The following is a 22,732-nucleotide window of genomic DNA, read 5'->3' on the forward strand; positions in this document are numbered from 1 at the left end:
CCGCGAAACGTCCCCTCCGCGATCGTCTGCCGCATGAGAATCCTCGTTATCGCCCTGGCGTTCCTCGTCGTGGGATGCGGCGCCATCCCGGGCCTCGGTGCCGACGGCAAGAAGCACGACCAGCTCGTCAAGTACGCCCAGTGCCTCCGGCAGCAGGGCGTCAACGCGTCAGACCCGCCGGCCGGTGAGGACGGCTTCAACCTCGACGCCCGTGGTGTGCCCAAGGACAAGCTCGAAGCCGCCCTGAAGACCTGCAAGCAGTATGCCCCGAAGGAGGAACCTCCGAGCGCGGAGGACCTCGACAGGATGCGCAAGACGGCCGCCTGCCTGCGCAAGAACGGCGTCGAGGCGTCCGACCCGACGGCCGCCGAGCCGGGGATCAGAGTCGGTTCGCCACCGCCGGGCAAGGACATCGACGCCATCATGGCCGCCTGCCAGAAAGAGGTGGGGGAGTGAGGCGGCTGGTCGCCGTGGCACTCGTGCTGACCGCCTGCACTCCGACGCAGGCGGCCACCCCGTCGTTCCCCACGACACCCGTCGTCCGTACGGACCTGGTCAGCAGGACCAACGTGGACGGCACGCTCGGCTACGCGGGCCGCACAACCGTGGCCGGCGGCTCGGGAATCGTGACGTGGCTGCCCGCGGAAGGCCGGATCATCAGGCGCGGCCAGCGGGTCTATGCGGCCGACGGGCACGCCGTTCCGCTCATCTACGGGCGGACCCCACTGTGGCGAACGCTGTCGGTTGGAATGCGAGGCCGGGATGTGCGGGTGGTCGAGCGGAATCTCGCCGCCTTGGGCCACTCGCTGGTCGTGGACGACCGGTTCACCTGGACGACGGCGCGGGCCGTCAAGGCGTGGCAGCGCCACCTCGGCCGACCCCGGACCGGCACGCTCACCCCGTCGGACACCGTCGTGGAACCCGGCCCGATCAGGGTCGCCTCACGTGCCGCACGGCTCGGCGGGCCCGCCTCGGGCCCGCTGCTCACCGTCACCGGACTGAAACGTCAGGTGGTCGTCGACATTCCCGTCGACCGGCAGCAACTCGCGGTCAAAGGCGGAAAGGTCACCATCACGCTCCCCGGCGGAAAGACCACGACGGGGCACGTCACCACCATCGGCACCGTCGCTAAGGCGGCGACCACCGGCCAGACCGGGCAGGGCACCGAGACGGCCACCATCGCCGTCACGATCACCCTGGACCGCCCGAAGGCCGCGGGACGTCTCGTCGCGGCACCTGTCACCGCCGGGTTCGCCGGCGCCGTTCACAAGGGCGTGCTCGCCGTGCCCGTCGAGGCCCTGCTCGGGCAGGCGGACGGCACGTTCGCGGTCAACGCGGCGGGACGGCTTGTCCCGGTCGAGATCGGACTGTTCGCCGAAGGGCTCGTCGAGGTCGCCGGAGTGGCCGAGGGCACGCAGGTTCAGGTGCCCAAGCCATGAGCGTCATCGAGCTGGAGAACGTGTCCAAGACGTACCCGGGCGGGGTGCGGGCCCTGTGGGACGCGACGCTGACGATCGGCCCAGGGGAGCTGGTGGCCGTCTGCGGGCCGTCCGGGTCGGGCAAGTCCACCATGCTGCACCTCATGGGGACGCTCGACCGCCCGAGCGAGGGCCGCGTCAGGCTGCTCGGCCACGACATGGCCACTCTGTCCGACCGGCGGCTGTCGGCGGTGAGAGCGAACTGGATCGGGTTCGTCTTCCAGCAGTTCTTCCTCACCACCCACCTGACGGCCGCGGAGAACGTGGCCACCAGGCTGCTTTACCGGGGCGTCCCCGCCCGCCGCCGCATCCTGGCCGCGCACGAGGCGCTCGAACGCGTCGGGCTCGGCGATCGGCTCACCCATCGCCCCCACGAGCTGTCGGGCGGCGAACGCCAGCGGGTGGCCATCGCCCGCGCCCTGGTCGCCCGGCCGGTGGTGCTGTTCGCCGACGAACCCACCGGCAACCTGGACACGGCCTCCGGTGCGGGCATCGTCGACATCCTGTGGAAACTGCACGAGGAGGGCACCACCGTCGTGGTCATCACCCACAACACCGACCTGGCCGAGGCGCTCCCACGCCGCGTGGACGTCTTGGACGGGAGGCTCCTGTGATTCCCGAACCGGCCCGGCTGAGCGCATGGGACCTGGTCGCCGTCGGGCTGGCCGGGCTGCGGGCACGCCGGGGAAGGGCCGTGCTGTCGGCCCTCGGAGTGGCCATCGGGATCGCGTCCATGGTCGCCATAATGGGCATCAGCACGGTCAGCGGTGCTGGCCTCCAGGAGCAACTCGCCCGTGTCGGGACGAACGTGCTGACCGTGGCGCCGGGTCATTCGATCAGCGGGAATGAGGCGTCACTGCCGCTCGAATCGGTCGCCCGTGTCTCCCACATCCCCGGTGTGGTCGGCGCCACCGCCATCGCGTACCTGAAAGGGGCGACCGCCCGCCGTACCAAGCTGATCGACCCGGCGGTCACCAATGGAGTGGGGGTCGCCGCCGTGCGGCTCGACCTCCTCGCGACGCTGAAGGGGACGGTCAGGTCGGGCACGTTCCTCAACCCGGCCACCGCCCGGTACCCGGTCGTCGTCCTGGGCGTGATCGCCGCCGACCGGCTCGGCATCGACCGACCCGGACGGCAGATCTACATCGCGGGCCGGTGGATGACGGTCATCGGCATCCTTGACCCGCTCCCACTCGCCCCCGACCTCGACAACGCCGCGCTCGTCGGCCGGCCGTACGCGGAAAAGGAACTCGGCTTCGACGGCCACCCCACCATCGTGTACGAACGGTCGACCGACGACCGCGTCACCACGATCGCGAAGGTACTCGCCGCAACCGCCAATCCCGAACATCCCGACCAAGTCCAGGTCAGCCGCCCGTCCGACGCTCTGACCGCGGAACTGGCCGCGCGTGCGGCGTTCAACGGCCTTTTCCTCGGACTCGGCGCGGTCGCCCTCCTCGTCGGCGGCATCGGCATAGCCAACGTCATGGTCATCTCGGTGCTGGAACGCCGCCAGGAGATCGGCCTGCGCCGCTCCCTCGGGGCGACGCGAGGGCAGATCCGTCTGCAGTTCGTGGTCGAAGCGGTGGCCCTGTCCCTGTGCGGGGGCGTCGCGGGGACCATCGCCGGCCTGGCCGCGAGTCTGCTCTTCGCTTTCGCCCAAGGCTGGCCTCTCGCCCTCCCCACCCAGGTCATCGCCCTCGGTGTCACCGCGGCCGTACTGGTCGGAATCGTCTCCGGCCTCTACCCGGCCCGCCGCGCCGCCGCCCTCACTCCGACCGAAGCCTTGGCGACGGGATGAACCTGCCTGCGCTCAACAGGCGCACTCAGAGGACTTCAGGGCCAGCGTGGCGAGGTGGCGGGCGATGCCGTTGGTGTCGGTGTTCTCCACGTTGCTCAGGACGACCACCGCGATGTCGTCATCGGGCAGGTACATGTTGCTCGCCGCGTAGCCCAGGAGCAGACCCGGGTGGTAGCGGAGTCGGTGCCCGTCGAGCCGGTCGACGAGCCAGCCGAAGGCGTACGCGGTCGAGGGCAAGTGGAGGCAGCCACTGGAGGGGCACGATGCCTGTGGCGTGAACGCCTTCTTGACGGTGGCGGGTGGCGCGACCTCGTGCGCGCCGAACGCCCGGTCCCAGCGGACGATGTCGTCGGCGTTGGAGTAGATGCCGGTCGCGGAGAACGCCTGGGAGCCGTTGATGGGCGCGGCCGGTGATCCGAGCGTGAGGTAGCCCTTCGCGTACCCCTCGGGCGGATTTCCCCTGCTGTAGCCGGTGTGCTGGAGTCCGAGCGGGCCGGTGATCATGTTGCGCAGTACGGTGCCGTACGGCTTGCGCGTCACCTTCTGGATGATCGCCCCGGCCAGGATGTAGCCGGAGTTGGTGTACTTCCAGCAGGTGCCGGGCTTGAAGTCCAGTGGCTCGTGCACGAACCGTTGGATGAGTTCCCTGGTCGTGGTCGGCTGCGAGAGCTTGGAATAGAAGTCGGGCAGTAGCTGGATGTCGGGAATGCCGGAGGTGTGGGTGACGGTCTCGCGGACCGTGATGGGCCGCCACGCCTTCGGGCAGGCCTTGAGGTACGAGGGGACGAGATACGGACAGACCGGGTCGTCCAGGCCGAGCAGCCCACGGTCGCGCAGCTTCAGTATGAGCATCGAGGTGAACTGCTTGGTGACCGAGGCGATCCGGAAGACCGTGTCCGGGCGGTTGGGGATGTGCTTCTCCTCGTCGGCCTCGCCTGCGGCGAAACGCACCAGCACCTTCCCGCGTCGTTTCACCAGCGCCGAGCCGGTGAACTGCTCCTTCGCGGCCAGATCCCGCAGGTACTCCTGCATCGCCGCAGCGGTCTGATCATCCGTCGGTGCCGTTGGGGTCGCCGGCGGGTCCGATTTCTGGGTGAATCCGCCGCGATCGGCACCGAGGCCGGTCACGCCGGTGCCCCCGGCGGAAACGGCGAGGGCAGGAGTGGCCGAGGGTACGGCTCCGCCGGTCAGTGCGGCACTGATCACAAGGACCCCGACAATATTAGGCCACTTGGCCATTTTCTCCCCCTTGAATATACCGCTGTCCCGAAATTCCGGCATTTCTCCGAATCGAGTCAGGCTCGTTTGAGAACGCCCTGGCGACCATTCTTATGGGGGCTTGCTCCATTCCTCGGAATCACGAACGGTGATTGACGCCTTTTTCCTTCCGTATATCTCTTTGTTAACGCTGCTCGGTGGTCGCCGGCCGGGAGTCACCCTTTTGATCTTTGGCTGTGGCATCCAGGCCCCGGCCTCAGCTACGGTTCGGCCATGGCCAAGGGCTCGGGGCGGCGAATGACGGGCTCAAGCGAGGGGTGCGTGTTCTGCGCCATCATCGCCGGTGACACCCCCGCCACGGTGATCCGCACCTGGCCCGACGCCCTGGCCCTCCGCCCGCGCCATCCCGTAACCGACGGCCACGTCCTGGTGATCCCGTACGCGCACGTGCGCGACGTCGGCCAGGACGTCGCGGTGTCGGCCGTCACCATGGCCCGTGCCGCCGAGCTCGCCGCCGGCCTGCCCGCGGCCAACGTCATCACCTCCCGCGGCGCCGCTGCGACCCAGACCGTCTTCCACCTGCACCTGCACGTGATTCCCCGCACCCTGGACGACGGCCTGCCACTGCCCTGGACCCTCCAGCACGCCACGCGCGCCGCCGCAGAGCAGGAGGGAAGCCGGCCATGGGGACGGTGAATCTGGTGTGGGCGCGTGAGCCCATCCCGCCCCGTACGTCCGCCACCCCGTCGGTGTTCCTGGCCGGACCCACCCCCGTGGCGGGGAGCGGCACCCCGTCCTGGCGGCCGCAGGCCCTCCAGATCCTGACCCAGGCCTGGGACGGCGCCCGGCCGCTGACCGTCTTCACCCCCGAGTCCCGCGACAGCGTGCGCGCGGTCCGCTATGAGGACCAGTTCGCCTGGGAGAACCTCGCCCGCCGGCGCGCCGGCGCCATCATGTTCTGGATTCCGCGCGACCTGGCCACCCTGCCGGGCTTCACCACCAACGTCGAGTTCGGCCATGACGTGACCACCGGCCGGGCCGTGCTGGGCTGCCCGCCGGACTGCCCCAACCCCGAACGCAACCGGTACCTCATCCACCTGGCCCACAGCTACGGCGTCCCGGTCCGCTCCACCCTGGCCGAGACCGTAACCGCGGCGCTGGCCATCGCCCAGCGCACAGACGTCTCACACCCATGCGGGTGACGATGACGAGCGCCGCGGCACGCACGGGCCGGGTGAACGAGGACTTCACCGGTGCCGTGCACCCACCTCGACGGGGCCTGAGCGCGCCGAATCAGCACTATCCCGCCCATCGCAGGAGAGACGACATGTCCAAGCCCTTCCCTGACAGCCCTACCAGCCCACATGAGCTGTCCGATGTCCCGCTCGCAACGCGGTTGGAGCGCTGGCTCGAGTTGACCGGCCGTGACCTGCACGTGCAGGCGATCGCCACATTGAAGTCCCGGGGCGACTACGACCCCGGCCGCTACGGCGACGCCGGCAAGTACCCGCCGCTGACCGCGGGCGAGCATCTCGAACTCCTGGTGCTGGGAGAGTCCATCGCGAGGAGCGTCCGGAACCCCGCTCACGTCGACCGCGCGCTCCAGGCGGGCGTGACCTGGCGGCAGGTGGCCACGGCGACCGGCCAGGACGAACAGGACACGCGCCGGGAATACCAGGTGTGGGCTGACGACCGATACGACCTGCAGCAGAACCATCCCGGCACCACAAGCGGCATGACCGAAGAAGAGCATGAGCAGGCGACCGCCCGAGCGACCGTGTCGTGACCGGTGTCAGGGCCGCGGGAAGGTGCCGACCGCGGCGGCCTGCGTTCGCGAGTTCATGGTGACTCCCTTATCAGGTCAGAAAGTGACCGCTATGCGTTCTAGCCTGGAACAAGACCACGATCCACAGCCACGTAAGGCGGGGACCATGACCACCAACGACCAGAGCACTGGCGTAGCCCGAGCTGATTCGTCCACCGTGGGCGGTGAGCACGCCGACCTGTTGGCGATACTGGCCAAGCAACGACACTTCCTGCGCTTCACCACCCGCGATCTCACCGACGAGCAGGCCGGACAGCGCACCACCGCAAGCGAGCTCTGCCTGGGTGGCCTGATCAAACATGTCACGGCCGTCGAACAGCGGTGGATCGACCTCATCCGAGGCGAGCCGTCCGCGATGGTGGATTTCTCGGAGATGACCGAGGACGACCAGGCGCGGTGGGCTGACGGCTTCCGGCTGTTGCCCGGCGAGACGCTGGCCGATGTGCTGGACGACTACGCTGAGGTCGCTCGTCGAAGCGACGAACTGATCGCCGGCCTGCCCGACCTGAATGCCGTCCACCCTCTGCCGAAGGCTCCCTGGTTCCAGCCTGGCGAGCAGTGGTCGGCCCGCCGAGTGGTCATGCACATCGTCGCCGAGACCGCACAGCACGCCGGCCACGCCGACATCATCCGCGAGTCCCTGGACGGCGCCAGAACCATGGGCTGACTCGCGGAGACCCATCAGAGGCATGCGCGACGCTCCGCGCTCGGCGGGCTCGCCGGGGTGGCGATCGGGTTCGCGGTGATCGCGGTGTTCGCCGGGACGAACGGCCGGCCCATCTCTGTGCCGCCCGTCGTGTTCGCCGGGGGCATCGGCGTGACCATGCTGATCGGAGCGGTCGCCGGCCTCTATCCGGCCATCCGCGCGTCGAGAACGCCTCCGACGGCGGCCCTGAACGCATGACCGACCGCGGCTCGCGATGATTTCCCGGGCCGGCGCGGGTTGTAGTCCTGATCGGGCGTCAACCGAGAAGGGACCGGGCTGAAGAATGACCATTGACGAGGAACAGATCCGGACGTTGATCGAGCGCTGGGCCGAGGCGGTCCACCGGGGCGACATGAGCGGTGTGCTCGCGGACCACACCAAGGACATCGTGATGTTCGATGTGCCGCCACCGTACGAGGGCGTGCGCGGCATCGACGCCTACCGGGAGTCGTGGCCGCTCTTCTTCGAGTGGCAGGCACAGGGCGCCCTGTTCCAGATCGACTCGCTGGACGTCACCGCCGGTGACGACGTCGCCTACGCCCACGCCCTGCTGCGGTGCGGAAGGCCGGACCAGCTCGACGACCGGCCCGGCTTCCGGCTGCGACTCACGCTCGGCCTGCGCAAGGAGCACGGCCGGTGGGCCGTCGCGCACGAGCACCACTCCTTCCCCGACACCGGCACCGACGGCTAGTGCTTGCGCAGTGCCAGGGTCTCGGCCGCCGTCTCCAGGGCGGACAGGTGCTCGTCGACCGAGCGCAGGCCTGCCTTCATCGTGTTGATGGAGATGTGGGTCGCGCCGGACTCCCGCCACCGGCCGGCCAGATCGTCCAACTCCTCGGCGTCGCCCGTCCAGTTGACCCGGCCTTCCATGCCGAGTTTGGACGGGTCGCGCCCCGCCTGCGCCGCGGCCTCGTCGATCATTGCCTTGGCCTCGTCGAGCTTCGGGCCTGGAGACATCTGCGGGAACCAGCCGTCGGCCAGCCGTCCGGCACGGCGGTACGCCGCGGGCGACTGCGCGCCGAACCAGACGGGGATCGGCCGCTGCACCGGCAGGGGCGCCAGTCCCGCTCCGGTCACCCGGTCGTAGGTGCCGTCGAAGGTGACCGACGGCTCGGTCCACAACCGGCGCATCAACTCCACCTGTTCCTCGATGCGCCTGCCCCGGGTGGTGAAGTCCTGGCCGAGGGCCTCGTACTCGACCGGGTTCCACAGCCCCACGCCCAGCCGGAACCGGCCGGCACTGAGCAGGTCGACCTCCGCCGCCTGCTTGGCCACCAGGGCCGTCTGCCGCTGGGGCAGGATGATGATGGCGGTGACGAGCTCCAGCGAGGTCAGCGCGGCCAGGTACCCGAAGAGGACCATCGGTTCGTGGAACGTCGTCTCGATGTTGTACGGACCTTGCCAGCCCTGGTGCACCGCCGGATCGGCGCCGACGACGTGGTCGTAGACCATCAGATGCCGGTAACCGAGCTCTTCGACCCCTTGCCCGTAGGCGCGCACCGCGCCCGCGTCCGGGCCGATCTCGGTCTGGGGAAAGACGACGCCGATCCGCATTGATGGCTCCTGTCGACTGTCAGGTGAACTCCCCGACAATCATTCCGTGCACAGCACCGCTCAACCGTGCGTCGCGCGGTGCTGTGAGCTGTGGTCAGGCCGGGACCGTCACAGGTGGATGCCCTTCGGGGCCAGCTCAACGTGCCGTCGCGCGAGGTGTCAGAACGAGACGTCGCCGGTGACGTTGCCGATCGTCACGGCCTTGCCGACCTGGGCATTGCCGTAGATCTGGGTGACCATGCGACCCGCCACCGGATCGTTCATGCCCGTGCTGACGAGGGCGGCCAACTCACGACGGAACTCGGGGTCGGATTCGGCATGGCGGTCGAGGATCGCGGACAGGGATGCGGCGGCCTCCCGCGCATCGGCCCCTGATCCCACCGAGGAGATCACCTTCTGCGCTGACTCGTCACCGGAGAGCTTGCCGCGAATAAGGTCGAACAACCGCTTCATGCCGTTCCAGGCGTCCTTCCCCGCCTCTCCCGCGAGGCCGTCGGCAAGCTTGGAGACGAACAGCGTGGCAGCGGTGAGGAGCACTGGGTCGACCAATGTGTCGCCTTTCTCTCACACTTCGGCAGTACCCGCCCATGGGTTGAAGAGGTGGGCTACAAGCAGTGCTATCGCCCATTTGTCGGGGATTACGCTGATGGCGGCGAGAATCACTGGGGGTGCGGCCCATTGGTACAGGCGTGAAGTGTCAGTTGCGATGATGGTCTGCCCATATGCCAGCGTCAAGGTGACGACCAACATGGGCACGATAAGGCCGTCGTCGGCGAGTACGGCCAGCACTCCCGCGCCCCAGGGAAGGAGCATGACCTTGGGGTCGAACCACTTGCCCAGGTGGTGCACCCTGCTGGCGGTCAGTGGCTGATGGGTCACGTGCGGTTGCCCCATGAGGTCGTCGCCGATCTTGGCCGTGAGCCTGCGCGCCAGCGGCGCCACGAGTGCCACGAGAGCGAGCGGATTCCAGGCGTAGCAGGCGGCGAAGACCGGACCTGACTCCTTGATGGTCCCCGACACCAGTGCCAGCGCCACGCCCAGCGGTGGTATGCCCTTCTGGAATGCAACCGCGGAGGCCACGGCCCAGGTCATCGCCGCCGCGTCCACCAGGACGGGCCATCTGAGGTGGATCCGCCAGATCCCCGACAGCCCGCACACCATCAGCCCGCCCACCACGCGCAGGCGGGAGTCGGCGATCCAGGGCTCCAGCCACACGGTGACCAAGGGCGGCAATGCCAAAAGGTGCAGTGTGGTGGACCAGCGCCAGCGGGTGACGCTGTCCTTGCAGATCGCGGGCAGCAGCCAGCGCAGGACGAAAGGCATCGACACGGCTTCGCCTCGCCCGGCGGACAGATAACGCCGCCCATCCGGACTGATGGCGGAGACGACATTCATGAATCCGAGCAGGACGAGTACTCCGCCCACTGCCAGGGCGATGCCCGCTTCGGCCATCCCTTTCCCCGCTTTCGGTCAGATTAAGGCGTGTAGCGGGAGAAGAGGGGTGTGGCCGCAATTCTCCGCGAGATGGACACGGGCTAAGTGGACGAGATAAGCAATATTGCCGTAAGTAGGTTAATACGGTAAGCGGTGAGATGAGGGTGGATGAAGCCTTGTATTGGTTTCGGGGGGTCCATTCACGACTTCGCGACCTGCCTCCTGACCGACGACGGCCGGATCGTCGCGGTCGAGGACGAAAGGCTGAGCCGGGTCCGCTACGCCTACCGCGAGCCGGATCCCTGCTCTCGATCGCTGGCCTACTGCCTCGAAGGCTTCACGCGCGACATCGCGGGCACGGCGGCGTTCGGTGCCAACGACATGCTGGCCGGCCTGCTGAACGGCGTCCGCGAGGTCTCGGGTGAGCGGCTCCGGTGGATGAACCATCACTACTCCCACGCCTTGAGCACGTTCTTCACCAGCCCGTTCCACGAGGCGGCCGTGGTGGTGGCCGATGGCGCCGGCAGCGTGGTGGACCTGCCAGGAGTGCCCCCGGGCATGCATGCCCGCGAGACGACCTCATGGGCGATCGGCCGTGGCAACGCCCTGCATGTGCTCGATCGGGTCAGCGGTGAGAAGCGCGGCGGACCCGGCTCGAACGACGCCGACGCCCTGATGTCCAACTCCCTCGGGGACCTTTACCGGGCCGCCACCGAGGCCATCGGCTTCGGCTTCCTGCAGGCCGGCAAGACCATGGGGCTCGCGCCGTACGGCGACGCCAGGTTCGTCGACCGCATGATGGAGGCGGTCGAGTTGTACGCCGGCGGGCGGTACTCGATCAACATGGAAGGCAAGGGCGGGGTCGTCGAGATCCTGGAAGGAATACCTCACGGCCCCCTCGACGACGACTTCGACACCAACGCCTCGATCGCCTTCGCCGTGCAGTCGTGTCTGGAAACGATCCTGTTCCATGTGCTGGACGAGGTCTGGGACGCCACCCGCAGCCCCGATCTGTGCCTGGCCGGCGGGGTCGCCCTGAACTGCGTCTTCAATGGAAAGATCAAGGCGCGTACCCCCTTCGAGCGGGTGCACGTGGTCTACGCCCCCGGCGACAGCGGCACGGCCATCGGCGCCGCGCTGCATTGCGCCCTGGAGGAGGGCTGCGGCGACCGGCATTGGCGCCTCGATCCGTCCCCCTACCTCGGGCACGAGCACAAGGACGACGGCCTCGAGGCGTACGGCAGGCGGCTGGCGGAGGAGGAGCTCTGCGCGGACGTCGCGTCACTGCTCCGCCGGGACAAGGCCGTCGCGTGGTTCCACGGCGGCGCGGAGTTCGGCCCGCGAGCTCTCGGCAACAGGAGCATCCTCGCCGATCCGAGCCGCCCTGAGATGCGCAAGCGGCTCAACCACATAAAGTCACGCGAGCAGTTCCGGCCGTTCGCCCCGGTGATGCTCGTCGAGCACCTGCAGGAGTACTTTCCCGGCGCGGATCCCTCGCCCTACATGCAGTTCTCCTACCCCATCAAGGAGTCGCTGCGGGGGACGGTCGGCGCCGTCTGCCACGTCGATGGATCGGCTCGCGTGCAGACGACCGACGAGGCGCAGAATCCGCTCCTCGCCGAGCTCCTGAAGGAGTTCAACCGCCAGGGCGGCCCGCCCGTGCTGCTCAACACCTCGCTCAACGTACGGGGCGAACCCATCGTCGAGACGCCTCTGCAGGCGCTCGACGCGCTGGCGCGGACCGATCTCGACGCCCTGGTCATCGGCGACCGGCTGATCGTGAAGTAGCGGCTCACCGCAGGAAGCGGCGCAGGAGGCCGCTCGGCCTCCGCGTGGTGCCCTCAGGGGGCAGCACCTCCCGCAGCTCCTCGTCGGCCGGTCCGCCGTACTGCTCCAGCAGGCGAAGGTCCTCCGCCGCGCGCACGGGGTCGCACGCGGGCAGACGCCCGAACAGGTGCAGACGGGCCCTGACCCTGGCGGGATGGCGGCCCAGCACCTGTCCGAGCTCGGATATCCCCATGCCGTCGTCGAATCCGTTGACCATGGCCGACTCCTGCTCGGCCGTCCACGGCGGTTCGGGCGCCAGGCGCGGTTCGTCCATGCCGATCCTTCCCTCGCCCGGTGTCATCGCCGGGCAGCCGGTCGTACGAAGGGCTCGGAGACCGCCTCGGAGGTGAGGGCCCCGTAATGGGCGGGCTTGCGGAAGGCGTTCCCCCACTTGGCACGGGCACGGTAGGCGCGCATGGCGTCCAGATCGAAGTCGGCGAGGAACACCCCCTCACCCCTTCCGGCTTCCACCAGCAGTGGGTCGAGACGCTCCTGCCGCTGATCGTAGACAACGGGGCTGAAGGCGATGGAGCGGCCGTGTCCGGCGTAGTTGGCCATCGCGACGCCCACCATGTTCTCGAAAGCACGGGCCTGGAACTGGTTGACGCGGATGTCGTCCAGCAGGCAGGCATTGGGGGTGAGGATCAGCTCCGCCCCCTTGAGCATCAGGACCCTGGCGCTTTCCGGGAACTCCCGGTCGTAGCAGATCATCGCGCCGACCTTGACCTCGCCCACCGCTGTGAGCAGGGACGCGACATGGAAGCCGTCGCCGGGAGTGCAGGCCGCCTCGACGTCGTCGTCGAGTGTGTGGACCTTGGCATACGTCAGCACCAGGTCGCCCCGGCGGTCGATGAGCGAGATGGAATTGCGCGGGGCTCCCGGCCACCGCTCGAGGTAGGTCAGGCCGATCGCCATCTCAAGCTCGCGGGCCAGTGCCGCGAAGTGCGAGACGAAGGGATCGGTGCGCGAGACCGCCAAGCGGGACCATGCCGTACGGTCGCCGGAGAAGGTGTAACCGACGCTCCACATCTCCGGGAAAAGGGCGATGTCGGCACCGAGGCGACGCGCCTCTCGGCAGTAACGCTCACCCACACGGAGATTGGTGGCCACGTCAAGGCCGTTGGAGTGCAGCTGGAGCAGGCCAACGCGCAGCGGTCGCACTCCCCCACTTTAAGGGGAGAAGCCACGGGTGGGAATCGATACCGGATGTGGTGGGCTCTTGACCGTTAGTGCCACTTCGTCGACGATTCCAGTGCACGAAACGCGCAGGACCATGAATGAGGGTCATGACCGGCGAGGCGGAGATCCCACCGGTCGTCACCACGGTGGTGACGGGCGGTCGAGTCGAGAAGCTGGTGAACATCGCCCATGCGGCGAATGTGACCATCTATCCAAGCGACTCCAGATCTGTCCCTCAAATCCAGCAACTTCCGCCCGACATTTCCGACTTCACGGGCAGGCAGGAAGCCTTGGCCACGCTGGAGAGCCTCCTCACGGAGGCCCAGCCGACCGGCACCGCGGTGGTGGTGTCCGCCATCTCGGGCAAGGCCGGAGTGGGCAAGACGGCGCTCGCCGTCCACGCGGGCCATCGGCTGCGCACCCGCTACCGCGACGGGCAGATCTACGTGAACCTCCGCGGCTACGAACCCCAGAGTCTGCGGCCCGCGGACGTGCTCGCGGAGTTCCTGCGCGCGCTCGGCACCGACAACGCCGAGATCCCGGAAGGCCTCGGCGAGCGCGAGCGACTGTACCGCGACAGGATCGCCGGCCGCTCGATGCTGGTCGTCCTCGATAACGCCGCCTCCGAACAGCAGGTCAGACCGCTACTGCCAGGAAGCCCGACCTGTGGAGTGATCGTTACCAGCCGATCGCGGCTACCGGGACTCGACGGCGGACGCAATCTCAATCTCGACATCCTGGCGCCCGAGACCGCGCTGGCCCTGCTGACCAAGATCGTGGGGGCCGATCGGGTCGAGGCGGAGCAGGAGGCCGGGCGCAGAATCTGCGAGCTCTGCGGCGGGCTCCCCCTCGCGATCCGCATCGCGGGGGCGAAACTCGCCGCTCGGCCGCATTGGCGCCTGGCCCGCCTGGCCGACCGCCTGGGCGACGAACAGCGCAGGCTCGACGAGTTGCGACTGGGGGACCGTGAGGTCAGGGCCGGCTTCGAGCTCAGCTACGCCGCCGGCGCCCCCGCCGAGCGAGCCATGTTGCGCTCCCTCGGGCTGCTGCAGGCACCCGACTTCGCCGCCTGGGCGGCCGCGGCGCTCGCCGGAGCGAGCCCCGACGACGCCGAGGACCTCCTCGACCGGCTCGCGCAGTCGCAGCTCCTCGAACCCATGGGCGAGGACGATCGCGGACAGCTCCGTTACCGTTTCCACGACCTGCTCCGCCTGTTCGCCAGGGAGAAGCTGGCGGTCGAGGAGTCGGCGGACACCCGGAGCGCCGCGCTGCTGGCGCTGCTCGACGCCTGCCGTGGCCCGACCCGGCGGGCGCTCGCCCGGCTTCCTGCGGGGATCAACTATCTGAAGGTCGCCGAGTCCGCGATGTCCCCGCTGGAGCCGCCCGCTGAGGAGTCTGCGCCGAGCAGTGCCGAGGCGTTCGCGTGGTTCGCGACCGAGCAGGCCACGCTGGTGTCGGCGGCGCACCAGGCGTTCGGAGCGGAGTTGTGGGGGCCGGCGTGGGAGCTGGCCTACTGCCTCACCCACCACCTGCGGCTCCGGTCGCAGTGGCACGAGGCCGAGGTCCTCTACGAGGTGGCGCTGCGTGCCGCTCGGCGCTCGGGGAACGGCGGTGGCGAGGCCGCGATCCTGCGCAGCCTGGGCAACTGCTACCGCGACCAGCGCAGGTTCGAGGACGCGCTCGCTTCACTGGGTGAGTGCGCTGCGCGCTACCGTGACCTCGGCCAGCGGCTGGGGGTCGCGCAGACGCTGACCAACCTCGGCGACGTCTACCTCGAGCTCAACCGGTTCGGCGAGGCCCGCGAGTGCCTTGAGGAATGCCTGGCCATCGTGCGTGCTCTGGGCACGGTCCCCCTCATCGAGGCGTACACCATCAACAGCCTCGGCTGCGTTCACAAGGACCAGGGTGACTTCGCCCGCGCTCTCGAGCTTTTCGACGAGTGCCTGGCCATGTTCCGTGAACACGGCGACAGCCTTGGTGAGGCATGGTGCCTGCGATGTGTCGGCGACACGCAGATGGAGGCCGGTCGCCTCCGGGAAGCCATGATCACCTTGCGGCAGGCGCTGGTCCTGTTCGAGACCTTGGGCGATCAGGTGGGGGAGGGGTGGAACCAGCGCAGCCTGGGCGAGTTGCTACGCGGTCTCGGCCGCCATGCCGAAGGGGAGCGGGCAGTCCGTCGCTGCCTCGAGCTTTTCCGCAGCGCCGGAGACCGGTTCGGTGAGGCCTGGGGGCTGCGTGGCCTCGGCGACCACTACCGGGTGCAGGGCGACTGGGCGCGGGCCACGGCGTGCTTCGAGGAGAGTTTGGAGATCTTCGCGGTGCTGCACCCTGGCGTGTCGCGGGGCGAGGCGGCCGTGCTCATCGACCTGGGCAGGACACAGCAGGCCGCAGGTCGGCTGGAGGAGGCCCGCCGGAGTCTGGACCGTTCGGTCAAGCTCTACCGCGAGATGGGCGACCGGGCAGGGGAGGCCTGGGCGCTGTGCTGGCTGGGGGCGGCCCTGCGCGAGTGCGGTTCCGCCCTAGAGGCCGACCGGGCGCTCGACGGCGCGCAGGCGCTCTTCGCCGGGATGGGCGTACCGCGAGGGCAGGCGGTGGTCGCCTTCCTGCGCGGCGAAGGCTCGTCAGCAGTGGACGCCGCCCCTTGGTACGAGACCGCGCTTGCGGTGTTCGCCGCCACGGGCGATGAGTGGTGGGAGCGGACCACGCGCGAACGACTGCACCGCCTGCGTTCGGCGGACAGCTGATCTGTGCACCTTTTCGTGGATAGGTCTAGGCATTGAACCTTTGTCATGAAAGAAGACTCTTAGGGGTGGGGGCCCAGACGAGACAGGACAACGGGGAGAGAGATGCCGGTAGATCTGTTCAACACCAAGCCGCTCGCGTGGGATTCGGCCGGGCTGGACGCCGACACCAAGGCGATGCTCGACAACCTGCAGCCCAACATCGTGCAGGCGCATGTCCGTGAGCACCTGGCGGTGTTGTTCGTCCACTTCGACGACGGGGCCGACGGGAAGCGCTTCCTGCGAGGTCTGCTCCCGCTGATGAAGTCGGCGAGGAAGCACCTGGAGGAGGTTCGCGCGTTCGACCGGTCCAAGGCCCCCGGCACGCCGTACGTCGGGGTCGGGATCAGCAAGGCGGGTTACCTCAAGCTCGGCCACTCCACGACGAAGTTCGGCGACAACGCGTTCAAGTCGGGGCTCAAGCGCCGCAAGGACACGTTGAGCGACCCACCCGTGGGTAAGTGGGAGAAGCCGTACCAGGGGGAGATCCACGCCGTCGTGCTGATCGGCGACGCCACCGGGGAGCCGGTCGCCGCCACGCGCGAGCGGGTGCTCGCGCTGCTGCCCAAGACCGCGCAGGTGCTCGGTGAGGAGACCGGGCTCGGGCTGCGCAACGCCCAGGGCCGCGGGATCGAGCACTTCGGGTACATCGACGGCCGTAGCCAGCCGCTCTTCCTCGCCGACCAGGTGGCGAAGGAGCCCGGGAAGAACTGGACGCCGTTCTTCCCGCTGAGCCACGTCCTGGCGGCCGATCCGCTTGCTCCCAGGCCGGACCGTCATTTCGGCAGCTACCTGGTCTTCAGGAAGCTGGAGCAGAACGTCCGCGCCTTCCGGCAGGCCGAGGAACAGCTGGCCGACAGCCTCGGGCTCAAGGAGGCCGACCGGCAGCGGGCGGGTGCCATGCTCGTCGGCAGGTTCCGCAACGGCACGCCACTGAGGCTCCATGGCAAGCCGAGCTCCGATGGCTTCCCGGTGCAGAACGACTTCAGCTACCGTGACGACTCCGGCGCGAAGTGCCCGGTCGGCTCGCACATCCGCAAGGTGAACCCGCGTGACACCCGTGACGGCGGCCTCGAACGGGTCCTCGGTGTGATGATGGCCAGGCGCGGCCAGACGTACGGCACGCGCACCGACGTGCCGTGGGACGACGCGCCCCCGGAGACCCGGCCGACAGGCGGAGTGGGCCTGCTGTTCATGGCGTTCAACGCCAGCCTGCAGTCGCAGTTCGAGTTCACCCAGCAGACGTGGGCCGACAACCCCGGCTTCCCTGAGGAGGGCGTCGGCCACGATCCCGTCATCGGCCAGGGCAAGCGAGAGCTGAAGGTGAGGTACCGCGAGACCTGGGGCGGCGACAAGCTCAGCCCGCCGATCGCGGAGATCCCGCAGACCGTGACGATGAAGGGCGGAGAGTACTTCTTCATGCCCTCCCTCGCCTACCTCAAAAGCCTGTGAGGACCGTCGAGAGCCTGTGAGGACCGGCGCCACGGACTCGGCAGGAGGGTGAACCGAGCCGGTGAGGCGGCCCGCGCCTCACCGGTTCGGTGGACCGGTCGACGCCGCCGGTCAGGCGTCGAGCACACCACCCGCGGCACCCGCTGATCAGGGCAGGGTGAAGGTGGGGAGCAGGGAGGGCAGGTCGGTGGCGCCCTTGCGGGTGACCGTCAGCTCCCGGGTGCCTTCGTGGGCCTCGACGAGCCCCCGGAAGACCAGGGCGTCGAGCACCGCTTTCCCGAGCACGCCGCCCAGGTGGGGGAGGCGGTGGATACGGTCGAGGCAGGCCGTGGCGAGCTTGCGGCGGCGGCTGTCCACCGTGGCCAGGTCGACGCCGAGCTCGGCGAACAGTGTCGGGTCGCCGCCCATCGCCAGGGCGCTGTCGCTCCCGTCCGGAGGCCGAAGGGCGCCGCGTTCGATCAGCGTGCTGAAGAGAGCCACGCCCAGCAGGCCCGCGGCGTGGTCGTAGCAGGTGTGCGCGACGTCGTCCGGCGTCGAGGGCCGGTCCGGACGTACGGCCAGGTCGGCGTGCGCGTAGCGTGCCAGAGCCGTGAGCACCTCGCCCAGGCCCGGTGAGGCCACCCGGTAGACCGCGTGCCGGCCGGTGTGCTCGACGCTGACCAGCCCGCTGGAGCGCAGGCGCGCCAGGTGGTTGCCCATGCGCGGCGCGGACACGCCGAGCGCGTCGGCGAGCTGGGTGAGGGTGTGCGGGCCCTCGGCGCAGAGGAGCTGGAGGGCGGTCAGGCGTACCGGGTCGGCGAGCTCTCTGGTGAGCGAGATGACCGAGCCCAGCACCGGCTCCCGCGAGTCGACCCATCCCCTCATGGCGACCTCCCCATCCGTCCGCCGAGCATACCAACCTTCACGAGATCCTGAAGGATGGTTGTCCAGAAGCCTGCGACGTCGTTACATTCACCTTTAATGGATACGTGAAAGGTGGATGAGGATGACGGTGATCGCGTCGAGCCGATCGGCCGGGAGCGAGGAGGCCGGGCTGAGACGCCTGGTGTGGGGCCGGGGGATCTCGGCCCTGGGAGACGGGCTGTGGTTCACCATCTGGGCGCTGTACTTCACGCGCATCCTGCACCTGTCACCGGCGACGGTCGGCATCGGCATGGCGGTGGCCAGTGGTGTCGGCCTCGCGCTGGCCGTCCCGCTCGGCGCCATGGCCGACCGGTTCGACGCGCGCACGATCCTGGTCGTCTTGACGGTCGTCCGCGGCGCCGCCATGGCCTGCTACACGCTGGTCCACGATCCGTGGACGTTCCTGCTGGTCACGACGGTCTTCGTCGCTCCGGCGAACGGCGCCACCGCCGTCCGTACCGCCCTGGTCGCGGGCCTGGTCACCGGCACGGAAGCCCGGGTGAAGGCGCTCGCGCGGCAGCGCGTCGCCCAGCACGTCGGTAACGCGCTCGGAGCGGGCGCGGGCGCGCTGGTCCTGGCGGCGGACGATCCGGCGGCGTACACGATGGCCATCATGGGGAACACGCTCAGCTTCGTCGTGCTCACCCTGCTGACCCTCACCATCACCTCGCCTGACGGCCGATCCGGCACCGGCGCCACGCCGGGCGGCAAGGATCGGGGGCCGGGCATCAGGCGCGTGCTGCGTGACCGTCCCTACCTGGCCGTCGTCGGCTCGACCTCGATGCTGTCGTTGTGCTGGGCGATGCTCTCCACCGGCCTGCCGCTGTGGATCGCGAACTCCACCCGGCTCCCGCTGTCGCTGAGCGGCGTGGTCGTGGTGATCAGCTCGGTCGGGATCGCCGCGCTGCAGATATTCGTCACGAAGCTGGCCAGGACCACGTCACAGGCGGCACGCACCACCGTCTGGGCGGGAGCGTTCCTGGCCGCGAGCTGCGTCCTGCTGGCGACCACGGCCGGGGGCTCGGGGGCGGTGGCGATGGTCGTGGTGACGGTCGCCGCGTTGCTGCACGTCGCCGGTGAGCTGGGATACGTCGGGGGCGGCTGGGGGCTGTCGGTGGAGCTGATGCGGGAGGACGCTCGTGGCGCCTACCAGGGCGCGTCCGAGGCGGCGACCGCGACGGTGCAGATGTTCGCGCCGGGTGTGTTCACCCTCGCGCTGTCGATGTTCGGGGCGTCCGGCTGGCTCCTGGTCGGCGCCGTCTTCCTCGCGTGCTCCACCCCGGTGCCCGCCCTGGCCCGCTGGGCGGTCCGTACGCGCTGACCCGAGCCGGATGGCTTTCGCGTCGCCATCACCAAAACCGGGCGCCCGCGACCACGCCCGGCTGATGGTCTTCGCCTGCCAGTCAGGGCTGGTCGGTTAGGACGTTCCGGGCCGAGCGCGACGCCGATCGCCAGGGGTCACGGCATGATCGCCGGCAGTCTTTGTCCAGTCTTTGTGCTGCGATCAGAACGGATGCTCGCCGGTGGGCCGTTCTACTTTCAAGGGCCTTCACTCCCGTTACCGGAGGAGGATGGCATGACCACGCAAGCAGGCCGGCTCACGGCGCCGATCCACGTACCGGCCGGGGCCACAGAGGGCGGAGACGGCATCGTCGTCGGCGACGGCCCGGTGATCGTGGACGCCTACATCGACTTCCAGTGCCCGTTCTGCAAGCAGTTCGAGCTGACGTCGGGACCCACGCTAGACCAACTGGTCGAGAACCGGCGGATCACTGTGGTGTACCACCCGATGGCGTTCCTGGACGCGGCGTCCACCAACCAGTACTCCTCTCGGGCCGCTTCGGCCTCCGGCTGCGCATCCGACCAGGGCATGTTCATGGAGTACGCCTACGGGCTGTTCGTGAACCAGCCACCCGAGGGCGGGCCGGGGTTGAGCGACGACGAGCTGATCGAGCTGGGAACCACGGTAGGGATCACGGACCCGGTCTTCGAGGCGTGCGTCCGCAGGCACACCTACATCGAGTGGGCGGCGTACGTCACCGCGAGGGCCGTACAGCGCGGGGTGAACGCCACCCCGACCGTCTTCGTCCAGGGCGTTCCCGTTCCGGCGAACCCCCAGGTGATCGTCGCCGCGGTGACCGCCGCGACGAGCTGAGCCGTGGTCGCCGGGAAGCCGGCCGACGGTGGCTCGGGGTACGCGGCGGGGGGCCGTGGGTGGCCGGGTGCGACAGGAGGGGCATAACCTGCACTGAGACAGTAATCGGGGGGACTGCGGAAAGGGGTTGCATACCCATGTCAGCGTCGCAGCACGGCCAGAACCTGGATATCCGTGTTGAACGCCTTGAGAACTGCACGGTGCTGTACCTAGCGGGTGATCTCGACTTTCACGGCACCCCCGGCTTCTACGCCAACGTCGACGGGCTGTGGACGCCCGACGGCGCCCCTCGCCTCGTCATCGATCTCGCGAGGCTCACCTTCTGCGACTCCGCCGGCCTCGGGGCCCTGGTCTACGTCTTCAACCAGATCGCCGCCGCCCAGGGGCGCTTCATCCTCGTCGCGGTCCCCGACTACCTGCAGCGACGGCTGCGGATCAGCGGCCTGAACAACCACTTCGAGTCACGGGACACCGTCGAGCAGGCGGTGCAGGAGGCCGGTGCGGCCTGAAGCGGCCCGGAGGGTGCCGGCTCGGGGGCGAGTGACACCCTCTCAGGGGTGAACGGCCGGCTCAGACGGCGCCGATCGAGATGCCGACCCCGCCTCGGGTGCTTCCGCCGTACCGCTCCTTCTCGCGGGCGATGTCGAGCGGTTGGATGCTGCTGCGCCCGGCCAGCGTCTCCTCGGTGAGCAGGGCCGCCGGAACCAGCCAGGAGACCTCGAACTCGATGCCGTCGGGGTCCTTGGCGTACAGGGCCTTGGTGGTGGAGTGGTCGGAGGCGCCGACCAGGGCGCCGAGGGAGTTCAGCTTCGCGGCGATCTCCTCCAGGTCGTCGAGCGTTTCGACCTCCCAGGCCAGGTGGTAGAGGCCGACGGTCGCGCGGCCCGCCTCGGACGGCCCTGCCCCGGCCCCGATCTGGAACAGCCCGAGGTCGTGATCGTTGTTGGACGACGGCGCCTGCAGGAAGGCCGCACCGGGGAAGGCCATGACCACGCGGAATCCGAGCGCCTCCTCGTAGAAGGTGACGGCGCGCTCGACGTCACGCACGTACAGGACGGCGTGGTTGAGACGGTGAACGGGCATGGGTGCCTCCGATAACTTGAACTCTCAACCAACATACCCCCTGTGGATGAGAGCTCAAAAGGGCAAGGTCACCGTTGCGGGTCGAGGAGGAACGCGCCGGGGTCGGCGATGATGCGCTGGATCACCTGCCCGGCCGCCCCCAGCGTCGCGGCGTCGGCACCGACCCGCGAGACGACCAGGGCGGGGACGCGGGCACGCATCTGCCCGAGCCTCTTGCGCATCGCCTCCTCCGCCGGTCCGGACACCCAGGGGAACAGCGGGGCGAAGATCCCGCCCAGCACGATCGTGTCGGGGTCGATGAGGTTGACGGCGGTGGTGAGGGCGATCCCGAGCGCGGATCCGGCCCGGCCGCAGGCGGCCTCCGCCGAGGGTTCACCAGCCTTCAGGCGGGCCACGAAATCGGCGATCTCCTCGCCCGGGTGCAGCAGGGCGTCCTGCCCGGCGTACCGCTCCAGGCATCCGGTGCCGCCGCACCGGCACGGAGGGCCGTCGGGGGAGACGACGACATGGCCAAGCTCGCCCGCGAACCCGTGGGCCCCACGGAACAGCGCCCCGTCGATCACCAGGCCGGCACCGATGCCGATTTCTCCGGAAACGTGGAGGAAGTCGCCGAGCGTCGCCCCCGACCCGAACCAGAGCTCGCCCAGCGCGGCCAGGTTCGCCTCGTTGTCCACAAGCACGGGAAGCGGAAGCGCGAGCAGCTCGCTGACGGCGACGTCACGCCAGCCGAGGTTGGGCGCGCGGTGGACGGTGCCGGTGGAACGGTCGACGGGGCCGGGTAGGGCGACGATGGCCCCGGCCACGGAGAGCCCCAGGCCGGCGGCGTCGGCGAGCATGCCGGTCGCAAGCTCGCCCAGCCGCGTGATCACGTCCGACGGCGAGGCGGCGCGGTTGTCCACAGCCTGTGTACGGAGCAGCCGCACCGTGCGGCTCAAATCGACGACGCAGGCGGCCAGGTAGTCGACGTTGATCTCCAGCCCGAGGGCGGCGACCCGGTGCCCGCTGAGGCGGACCACCACCCCGGGACGGCCACGCTCCCCGTCGCGCACGGTGCCGGACTCGACCGCCATGCCGGCGTCGATGAGGTCGCCGACCAGCTTCGACACCGTGGTCTTGGTCAGGCCGGTGGTCTCGGCGAGCGCGGCGCGGGTCAGCGGGCCGCGCCGGTCGAGCGCCGCGAGCACCACCGCGAGGTTGCCCGCGCGCATCGCGTCGTGCCTGAGTGCCTGTGCCATCAGGGGATGTCACCGGCTTCGATCACAGCCCCCCACTCCTTCTGGTGAACTCTTTCCCCGGGTACCTCTTGACCTGCCGCGAGTAGCGGAAGATATTTAGTC

General features: G+C 69.2%; 24 protein-coding genes and 1 pseudogene. 16 read left to right on the top strand and 9 right to left on the bottom strand.

Annotation, left to right across the window (positions count from 1 at the left end):
- Window positions 1-33: 33 nt before the first annotated feature.
- Genes ABD810_RS03285 through ABD810_RS03300 form a run of 4 tightly spaced genes read left to right on the top strand, consistent with a single transcriptional unit; the run spans window position 34 to window position 3,279 of the window.
- The gene (locus tag ABD810_RS03285; protein WP_344933976.1) at window positions 34-456 is read left to right on the top strand and encodes a hypothetical protein; all 423 of its coding nucleotides are present in this window, start codon (window positions 34-36) and stop codon (window positions 454-456) included.
- Window positions 453-1,439 carry a peptidoglycan-binding protein gene (locus ABD810_RS03290; RefSeq protein ID WP_344933978.1) on the top strand — a complete coding sequence of 329 codons (987 nt, stop codon included), beginning with the start codon at window positions 453-455 and terminating at the stop codon, window positions 1,437-1,439. Before ABD810_RS03285 ends, ABD810_RS03290 begins: the two co-directional genes overlap by 4 nt.
- Window positions 1,436-2,092, top strand: coding sequence for an ABC transporter ATP-binding protein (locus ABD810_RS03295; RefSeq protein ID WP_344933981.1), 657 nt, complete (start codon window positions 1,436-1,438; stop codon window positions 2,090-2,092). The genes ABD810_RS03290 and ABD810_RS03295 overlap by 4 nt, the downstream gene beginning before the upstream one ends.
- A complete protein-coding gene (locus tag ABD810_RS03300; protein WP_344933983.1) occupies window positions 2,089-3,279 on the top strand; it encodes an ABC transporter permease in 1,191 nt (396 codons plus the stop codon). Before ABD810_RS03295 ends, ABD810_RS03300 begins: the two co-directional genes overlap by 4 nt.
- A 12-nt stretch (window positions 3,280-3,291) precedes the next feature.
- Here ABD810_RS03300 and ABD810_RS03305 read toward each other — a convergent pair whose 3' ends face one another.
- A complete protein-coding gene (locus tag ABD810_RS03305; RefSeq protein ID WP_344933985.1) occupies window positions 3,292-4,518 on the bottom strand; it encodes a serine hydrolase domain-containing protein in 1,227 nt (408 codons plus the stop codon).
- A 276-nt stretch (window positions 4,519-4,794) separates the two neighbouring features.
- Between ABD810_RS03305 and ABD810_RS03310 the strand changes: the two genes are divergently transcribed.
- From ABD810_RS03310 to ABD810_RS03335, 6 genes and pseudogenes are all read left to right on the top strand, one after another.
- Complete coding sequence (locus ABD810_RS03310) at window positions 4,795-5,193, top strand: HIT family protein (RefSeq protein ID WP_344933987.1); 399 nt, start codon at window positions 4,795-4,797, stop codon at window positions 5,191-5,193.
- The gene (locus ABD810_RS03315; protein ID WP_344933989.1) at window positions 5,181-5,699 is read left to right on the top strand and encodes a nucleoside 2-deoxyribosyltransferase domain-containing protein; all 519 of its coding nucleotides are present in this window, start codon (window positions 5,181-5,183) and stop codon (window positions 5,697-5,699) included. The genes ABD810_RS03310 and ABD810_RS03315 overlap by 13 nt, the downstream gene beginning before the upstream one ends.
- A 125-nt stretch (window positions 5,700-5,824) precedes the next feature.
- Window positions 5,825-6,283: a hypothetical protein gene (locus ABD810_RS03320; RefSeq protein WP_344933991.1), complete on the top strand. Its 459-nt coding sequence runs from the start codon at window positions 5,825-5,827 to the stop codon at window positions 6,281-6,283.
- A 145-nt stretch (window positions 6,284-6,428) separates the two neighbouring features.
- Complete coding sequence (locus tag ABD810_RS03325) at window positions 6,429-6,989, top strand: DinB family protein (RefSeq protein WP_344933994.1); 561 nt, start codon at window positions 6,429-6,431, stop codon at window positions 6,987-6,989.
- 45 nt (window positions 6,990-7,034) lie between these two features.
- Window positions 7,035-7,226: pseudogene (locus ABD810_RS03330) on the top strand (ABC transporter permease); the annotation flags it as partial.
- Between the two features lie 85 nt (window positions 7,227-7,311).
- Window positions 7,312-7,719, top strand: a complete 408-nt coding sequence (locus tag ABD810_RS03335) for a YybH family protein (RefSeq protein WP_344933997.1) — start codon at window positions 7,312-7,314, stop codon at window positions 7,717-7,719.
- Here ABD810_RS03335 and ABD810_RS03340 read toward each other — a convergent pair.
- From ABD810_RS03340 to ABD810_RS03350, 3 genes are all read right to left on the bottom strand, one after another.
- Window positions 7,716-8,582 carry an LLM class F420-dependent oxidoreductase gene (locus ABD810_RS03340; RefSeq protein ID WP_344934000.1) on the bottom strand — a complete coding sequence of 289 codons (867 nt, stop codon included), beginning with the start codon at window positions 8,580-8,582 and terminating at the stop codon, window positions 7,716-7,718. The two genes, ABD810_RS03335 and ABD810_RS03340, sit on opposite strands and share 4 nt — an antisense overlap.
- A gap of 159 nt (window positions 8,583-8,741) precedes the next feature.
- A complete protein-coding gene (locus tag ABD810_RS03345) occupies window positions 8,742-9,131 on the bottom strand; it encodes a hypothetical protein (protein WP_344934003.1) in 390 nt (129 codons plus the stop codon).
- Window positions 9,132-9,146: 15 nt separating this feature from the next.
- The gene (locus ABD810_RS03350) at window positions 9,147-10,034 is read right to left on the bottom strand and encodes a hypothetical protein (protein WP_344934005.1); all 888 of its coding nucleotides are present in this window, start codon (window positions 10,032-10,034) and stop codon (window positions 9,147-9,149) included.
- A 150-nt stretch (window positions 10,035-10,184) separates the two neighbouring features.
- Between ABD810_RS03350 and ABD810_RS03355 the strand changes: the two genes are divergently transcribed.
- The gene (locus tag ABD810_RS03355; protein WP_344934008.1) at window positions 10,185-11,804 is read left to right on the top strand and encodes a carbamoyltransferase family protein; all 1,620 of its coding nucleotides are present in this window, start codon (window positions 10,185-10,187) and stop codon (window positions 11,802-11,804) included.
- A 4-nt stretch (window positions 11,805-11,808) separates the two neighbouring features.
- Here the strand turns inward: ABD810_RS03355 and ABD810_RS03360 are convergent, their stop codons facing one another.
- Window positions 11,809-12,117 carry a hypothetical protein gene (locus ABD810_RS03360; RefSeq protein WP_344934011.1) on the bottom strand — a complete coding sequence of 103 codons (309 nt, stop codon included), beginning with the start codon at window positions 12,115-12,117 and terminating at the stop codon, window positions 11,809-11,811.
- A 23-nt stretch (window positions 12,118-12,140) separates the two neighbouring features.
- Window positions 12,141-13,004 carry a carbon-nitrogen hydrolase family protein gene (locus tag ABD810_RS03365; RefSeq protein WP_344934013.1) on the bottom strand — a complete coding sequence of 288 codons (864 nt, stop codon included), beginning with the start codon at window positions 13,002-13,004 and terminating at the stop codon, window positions 12,141-12,143.
- Window positions 13,005-13,120: 116 nt separating this feature from the next.
- Between ABD810_RS03365 and ABD810_RS03370 the strand changes: the two genes are divergently transcribed.
- Together ABD810_RS03370 and ABD810_RS03375 are read left to right on the top strand one after the other, a co-directional pair.
- Window positions 13,121-15,766, top strand: coding sequence for an ATP-binding protein (locus ABD810_RS03370; RefSeq protein WP_344934016.1), 2,646 nt, complete (start codon window positions 13,121-13,123; stop codon window positions 15,764-15,766).
- A gap of 102 nt (window positions 15,767-15,868) precedes the next feature.
- Window positions 15,869-17,254 (top strand): Dyp-type peroxidase, encoded by a 1,386-nt coding sequence (locus ABD810_RS03375; RefSeq protein ID WP_344934019.1) that lies wholly within the window; start codon window positions 15,869-15,871, stop codon window positions 17,252-17,254.
- 147 nt (window positions 17,255-17,401) lie between these two features.
- On the opposite strand, the gene ABD810_RS03380 is transcribed toward ABD810_RS03375, so the two are convergent.
- Window positions 17,402-18,118, bottom strand: coding sequence for an ArsR/SmtB family transcription factor (locus ABD810_RS03380; RefSeq protein WP_344934022.1), 717 nt, complete (start codon window positions 18,116-18,118; stop codon window positions 17,402-17,404).
- Window positions 18,119-18,239: 121 nt separating this feature from the next.
- Between ABD810_RS03380 and ABD810_RS03385 the strand changes: the two genes are divergently transcribed.
- The 3 genes from ABD810_RS03385 to ABD810_RS03395 all read left to right on the top strand — a co-directional run bounded on the left by ABD810_RS03385 (window position 18,240) and on the right by ABD810_RS03395 (window position 20,821).
- Complete coding sequence (locus ABD810_RS03385; RefSeq protein ID WP_344934025.1) at window positions 18,240-19,478, top strand: MFS transporter; 1,239 nt, start codon at window positions 18,240-18,242, stop codon at window positions 19,476-19,478.
- Window positions 19,479-19,733: 255 nt separating this feature from the next.
- Window positions 19,734-20,312, top strand: a complete 579-nt coding sequence (locus tag ABD810_RS03390; protein WP_344934027.1) for a DsbA family protein — start codon at window positions 19,734-19,736, stop codon at window positions 20,310-20,312.
- A 137-nt stretch (window positions 20,313-20,449) separates the two neighbouring features.
- Entirely contained in the window at window positions 20,450-20,821 is a 372-nt protein-coding gene (locus tag ABD810_RS03395; protein ID WP_344934029.1) for an STAS domain-containing protein, read from the top strand.
- 61 nt (window positions 20,822-20,882) lie between these two features.
- On the opposite strand, the gene ABD810_RS03400 is transcribed toward ABD810_RS03395, so the two are convergent.
- Complete coding sequence (locus ABD810_RS03400; RefSeq protein WP_344934031.1) at window positions 20,883-21,395, bottom strand: VOC family protein; 513 nt, start codon at window positions 21,393-21,395, stop codon at window positions 20,883-20,885.
- A gap of 68 nt (window positions 21,396-21,463) precedes the next feature.
- Window positions 21,464-22,630: an ROK family protein gene (locus tag ABD810_RS03405; RefSeq protein WP_344934033.1), complete on the bottom strand. Its 1,167-nt coding sequence runs from the start codon at window positions 22,628-22,630 to the stop codon at window positions 21,464-21,466.
- Window positions 22,631-22,732 lie beyond the last annotated feature (102 nt).

Origin of the sequence: Sphaerisporangium flaviroseum (genome assembly GCF_039537005.1) — a bacterium.
Classification (GTDB): Bacteria; Actinomycetota; Actinomycetes; order Streptosporangiales; family Streptosporangiaceae; genus Sphaerisporangium; species Sphaerisporangium flaviroseum.

What these genes read in the sequence shown, in the direction of transcription:
- ABD810_RS03285 (WP_344933976.1), top strand. Translation starts at nt 34, where the DNA reads ATGAGAATCCTCGTTATCGCCCTGGCGTTCCTCGTCGTGGGATGCGGC.
- ABD810_RS03310 (WP_344933987.1), top strand. Translation starts at nt 4,795, where the DNA reads ATGACGGGCTCAAGCGAGGGGTGCGTGTTCTGCGCCATCATCGCCGGT.
- ABD810_RS03395 (WP_344934029.1), top strand. Translation starts at nt 20,450, where the DNA reads ATGTCAGCGTCGCAGCACGGCCAGAACCTGGATATCCGTGTTGAACGC.
- ABD810_RS03295 (WP_344933981.1), top strand. Translation starts at nt 1,436, where the DNA reads ATGAGCGTCATCGAGCTGGAGAACGTGTCCAAGACGTACCCGGGCGGG.
- ABD810_RS03320 (WP_344933991.1), top strand. Translation starts at nt 5,825, where the DNA reads ATGTCCAAGCCCTTCCCTGACAGCCCTACCAGCCCACATGAGCTGTCC.
- ABD810_RS03390 (WP_344934027.1), top strand. Translation starts at nt 19,734, where the DNA reads ATGACCACGCAAGCAGGCCGGCTCACGGCGCCGATCCACGTACCGGCC.
- ABD810_RS03350 (WP_344934005.1), bottom strand. Translation starts at nt 10,034, where the DNA reads ATGGCCGAAGCGGGCATCGCCCTGGCAGTGGGCGGAGTACTCGTCCTG.
- ABD810_RS03405 (WP_344934033.1), bottom strand. Translation starts at nt 22,630, where the DNA reads ATGGCACAGGCACTCAGGCACGACGCGATGCGCGCGGGCAACCTCGCG.
- ABD810_RS03360 (WP_344934011.1), bottom strand. Translation starts at nt 12,117, where the DNA reads ATGGACGAACCGCGCCTGGCGCCCGAACCGCCGTGGACGGCCGAGCAG.
- ABD810_RS03370 (WP_344934016.1), top strand. Translation starts at nt 13,121, where the DNA reads ATGAGGGTCATGACCGGCGAGGCGGAGATCCCACCGGTCGTCACCACG.
- ABD810_RS03380 (WP_344934022.1), bottom strand. Translation starts at nt 18,118, where the DNA reads ATGAGGGGATGGGTCGACTCGCGGGAGCCGGTGCTGGGCTCGGTCATC.
- ABD810_RS03340 (WP_344934000.1), bottom strand. Translation starts at nt 8,582, where the DNA reads ATGCGGATCGGCGTCGTCTTTCCCCAGACCGAGATCGGCCCGGACGCG.
- ABD810_RS03400 (WP_344934031.1), bottom strand. Translation starts at nt 21,395, where the DNA reads ATGCCCGTTCACCGTCTCAACCACGCCGTCCTGTACGTGCGTGACGTC.
- ABD810_RS03375 (WP_344934019.1), top strand. Translation starts at nt 15,869, where the DNA reads ATGCCGGTAGATCTGTTCAACACCAAGCCGCTCGCGTGGGATTCGGCC.
- ABD810_RS03305 (WP_344933985.1), bottom strand. Translation starts at nt 4,518, where the DNA reads ATGGCCAAGTGGCCTAATATTGTCGGGGTCCTTGTGATCAGTGCCGCA.
- ABD810_RS03355 (WP_344934008.1), top strand. Translation starts at nt 10,185, where the DNA reads ATGAAGCCTTGTATTGGTTTCGGGGGGTCCATTCACGACTTCGCGACC.
- ABD810_RS03325 (WP_344933994.1), top strand. Translation starts at nt 6,429, where the DNA reads ATGACCACCAACGACCAGAGCACTGGCGTAGCCCGAGCTGATTCGTCC.
- ABD810_RS03385 (WP_344934025.1), top strand. Translation starts at nt 18,240, where the DNA reads ATGACGGTGATCGCGTCGAGCCGATCGGCCGGGAGCGAGGAGGCCGGG.
- ABD810_RS03335 (WP_344933997.1), top strand. Translation starts at nt 7,312, where the DNA reads ATGACCATTGACGAGGAACAGATCCGGACGTTGATCGAGCGCTGGGCC.
- ABD810_RS03315 (WP_344933989.1), top strand. Translation starts at nt 5,181, where the DNA reads ATGGGGACGGTGAATCTGGTGTGGGCGCGTGAGCCCATCCCGCCCCGT.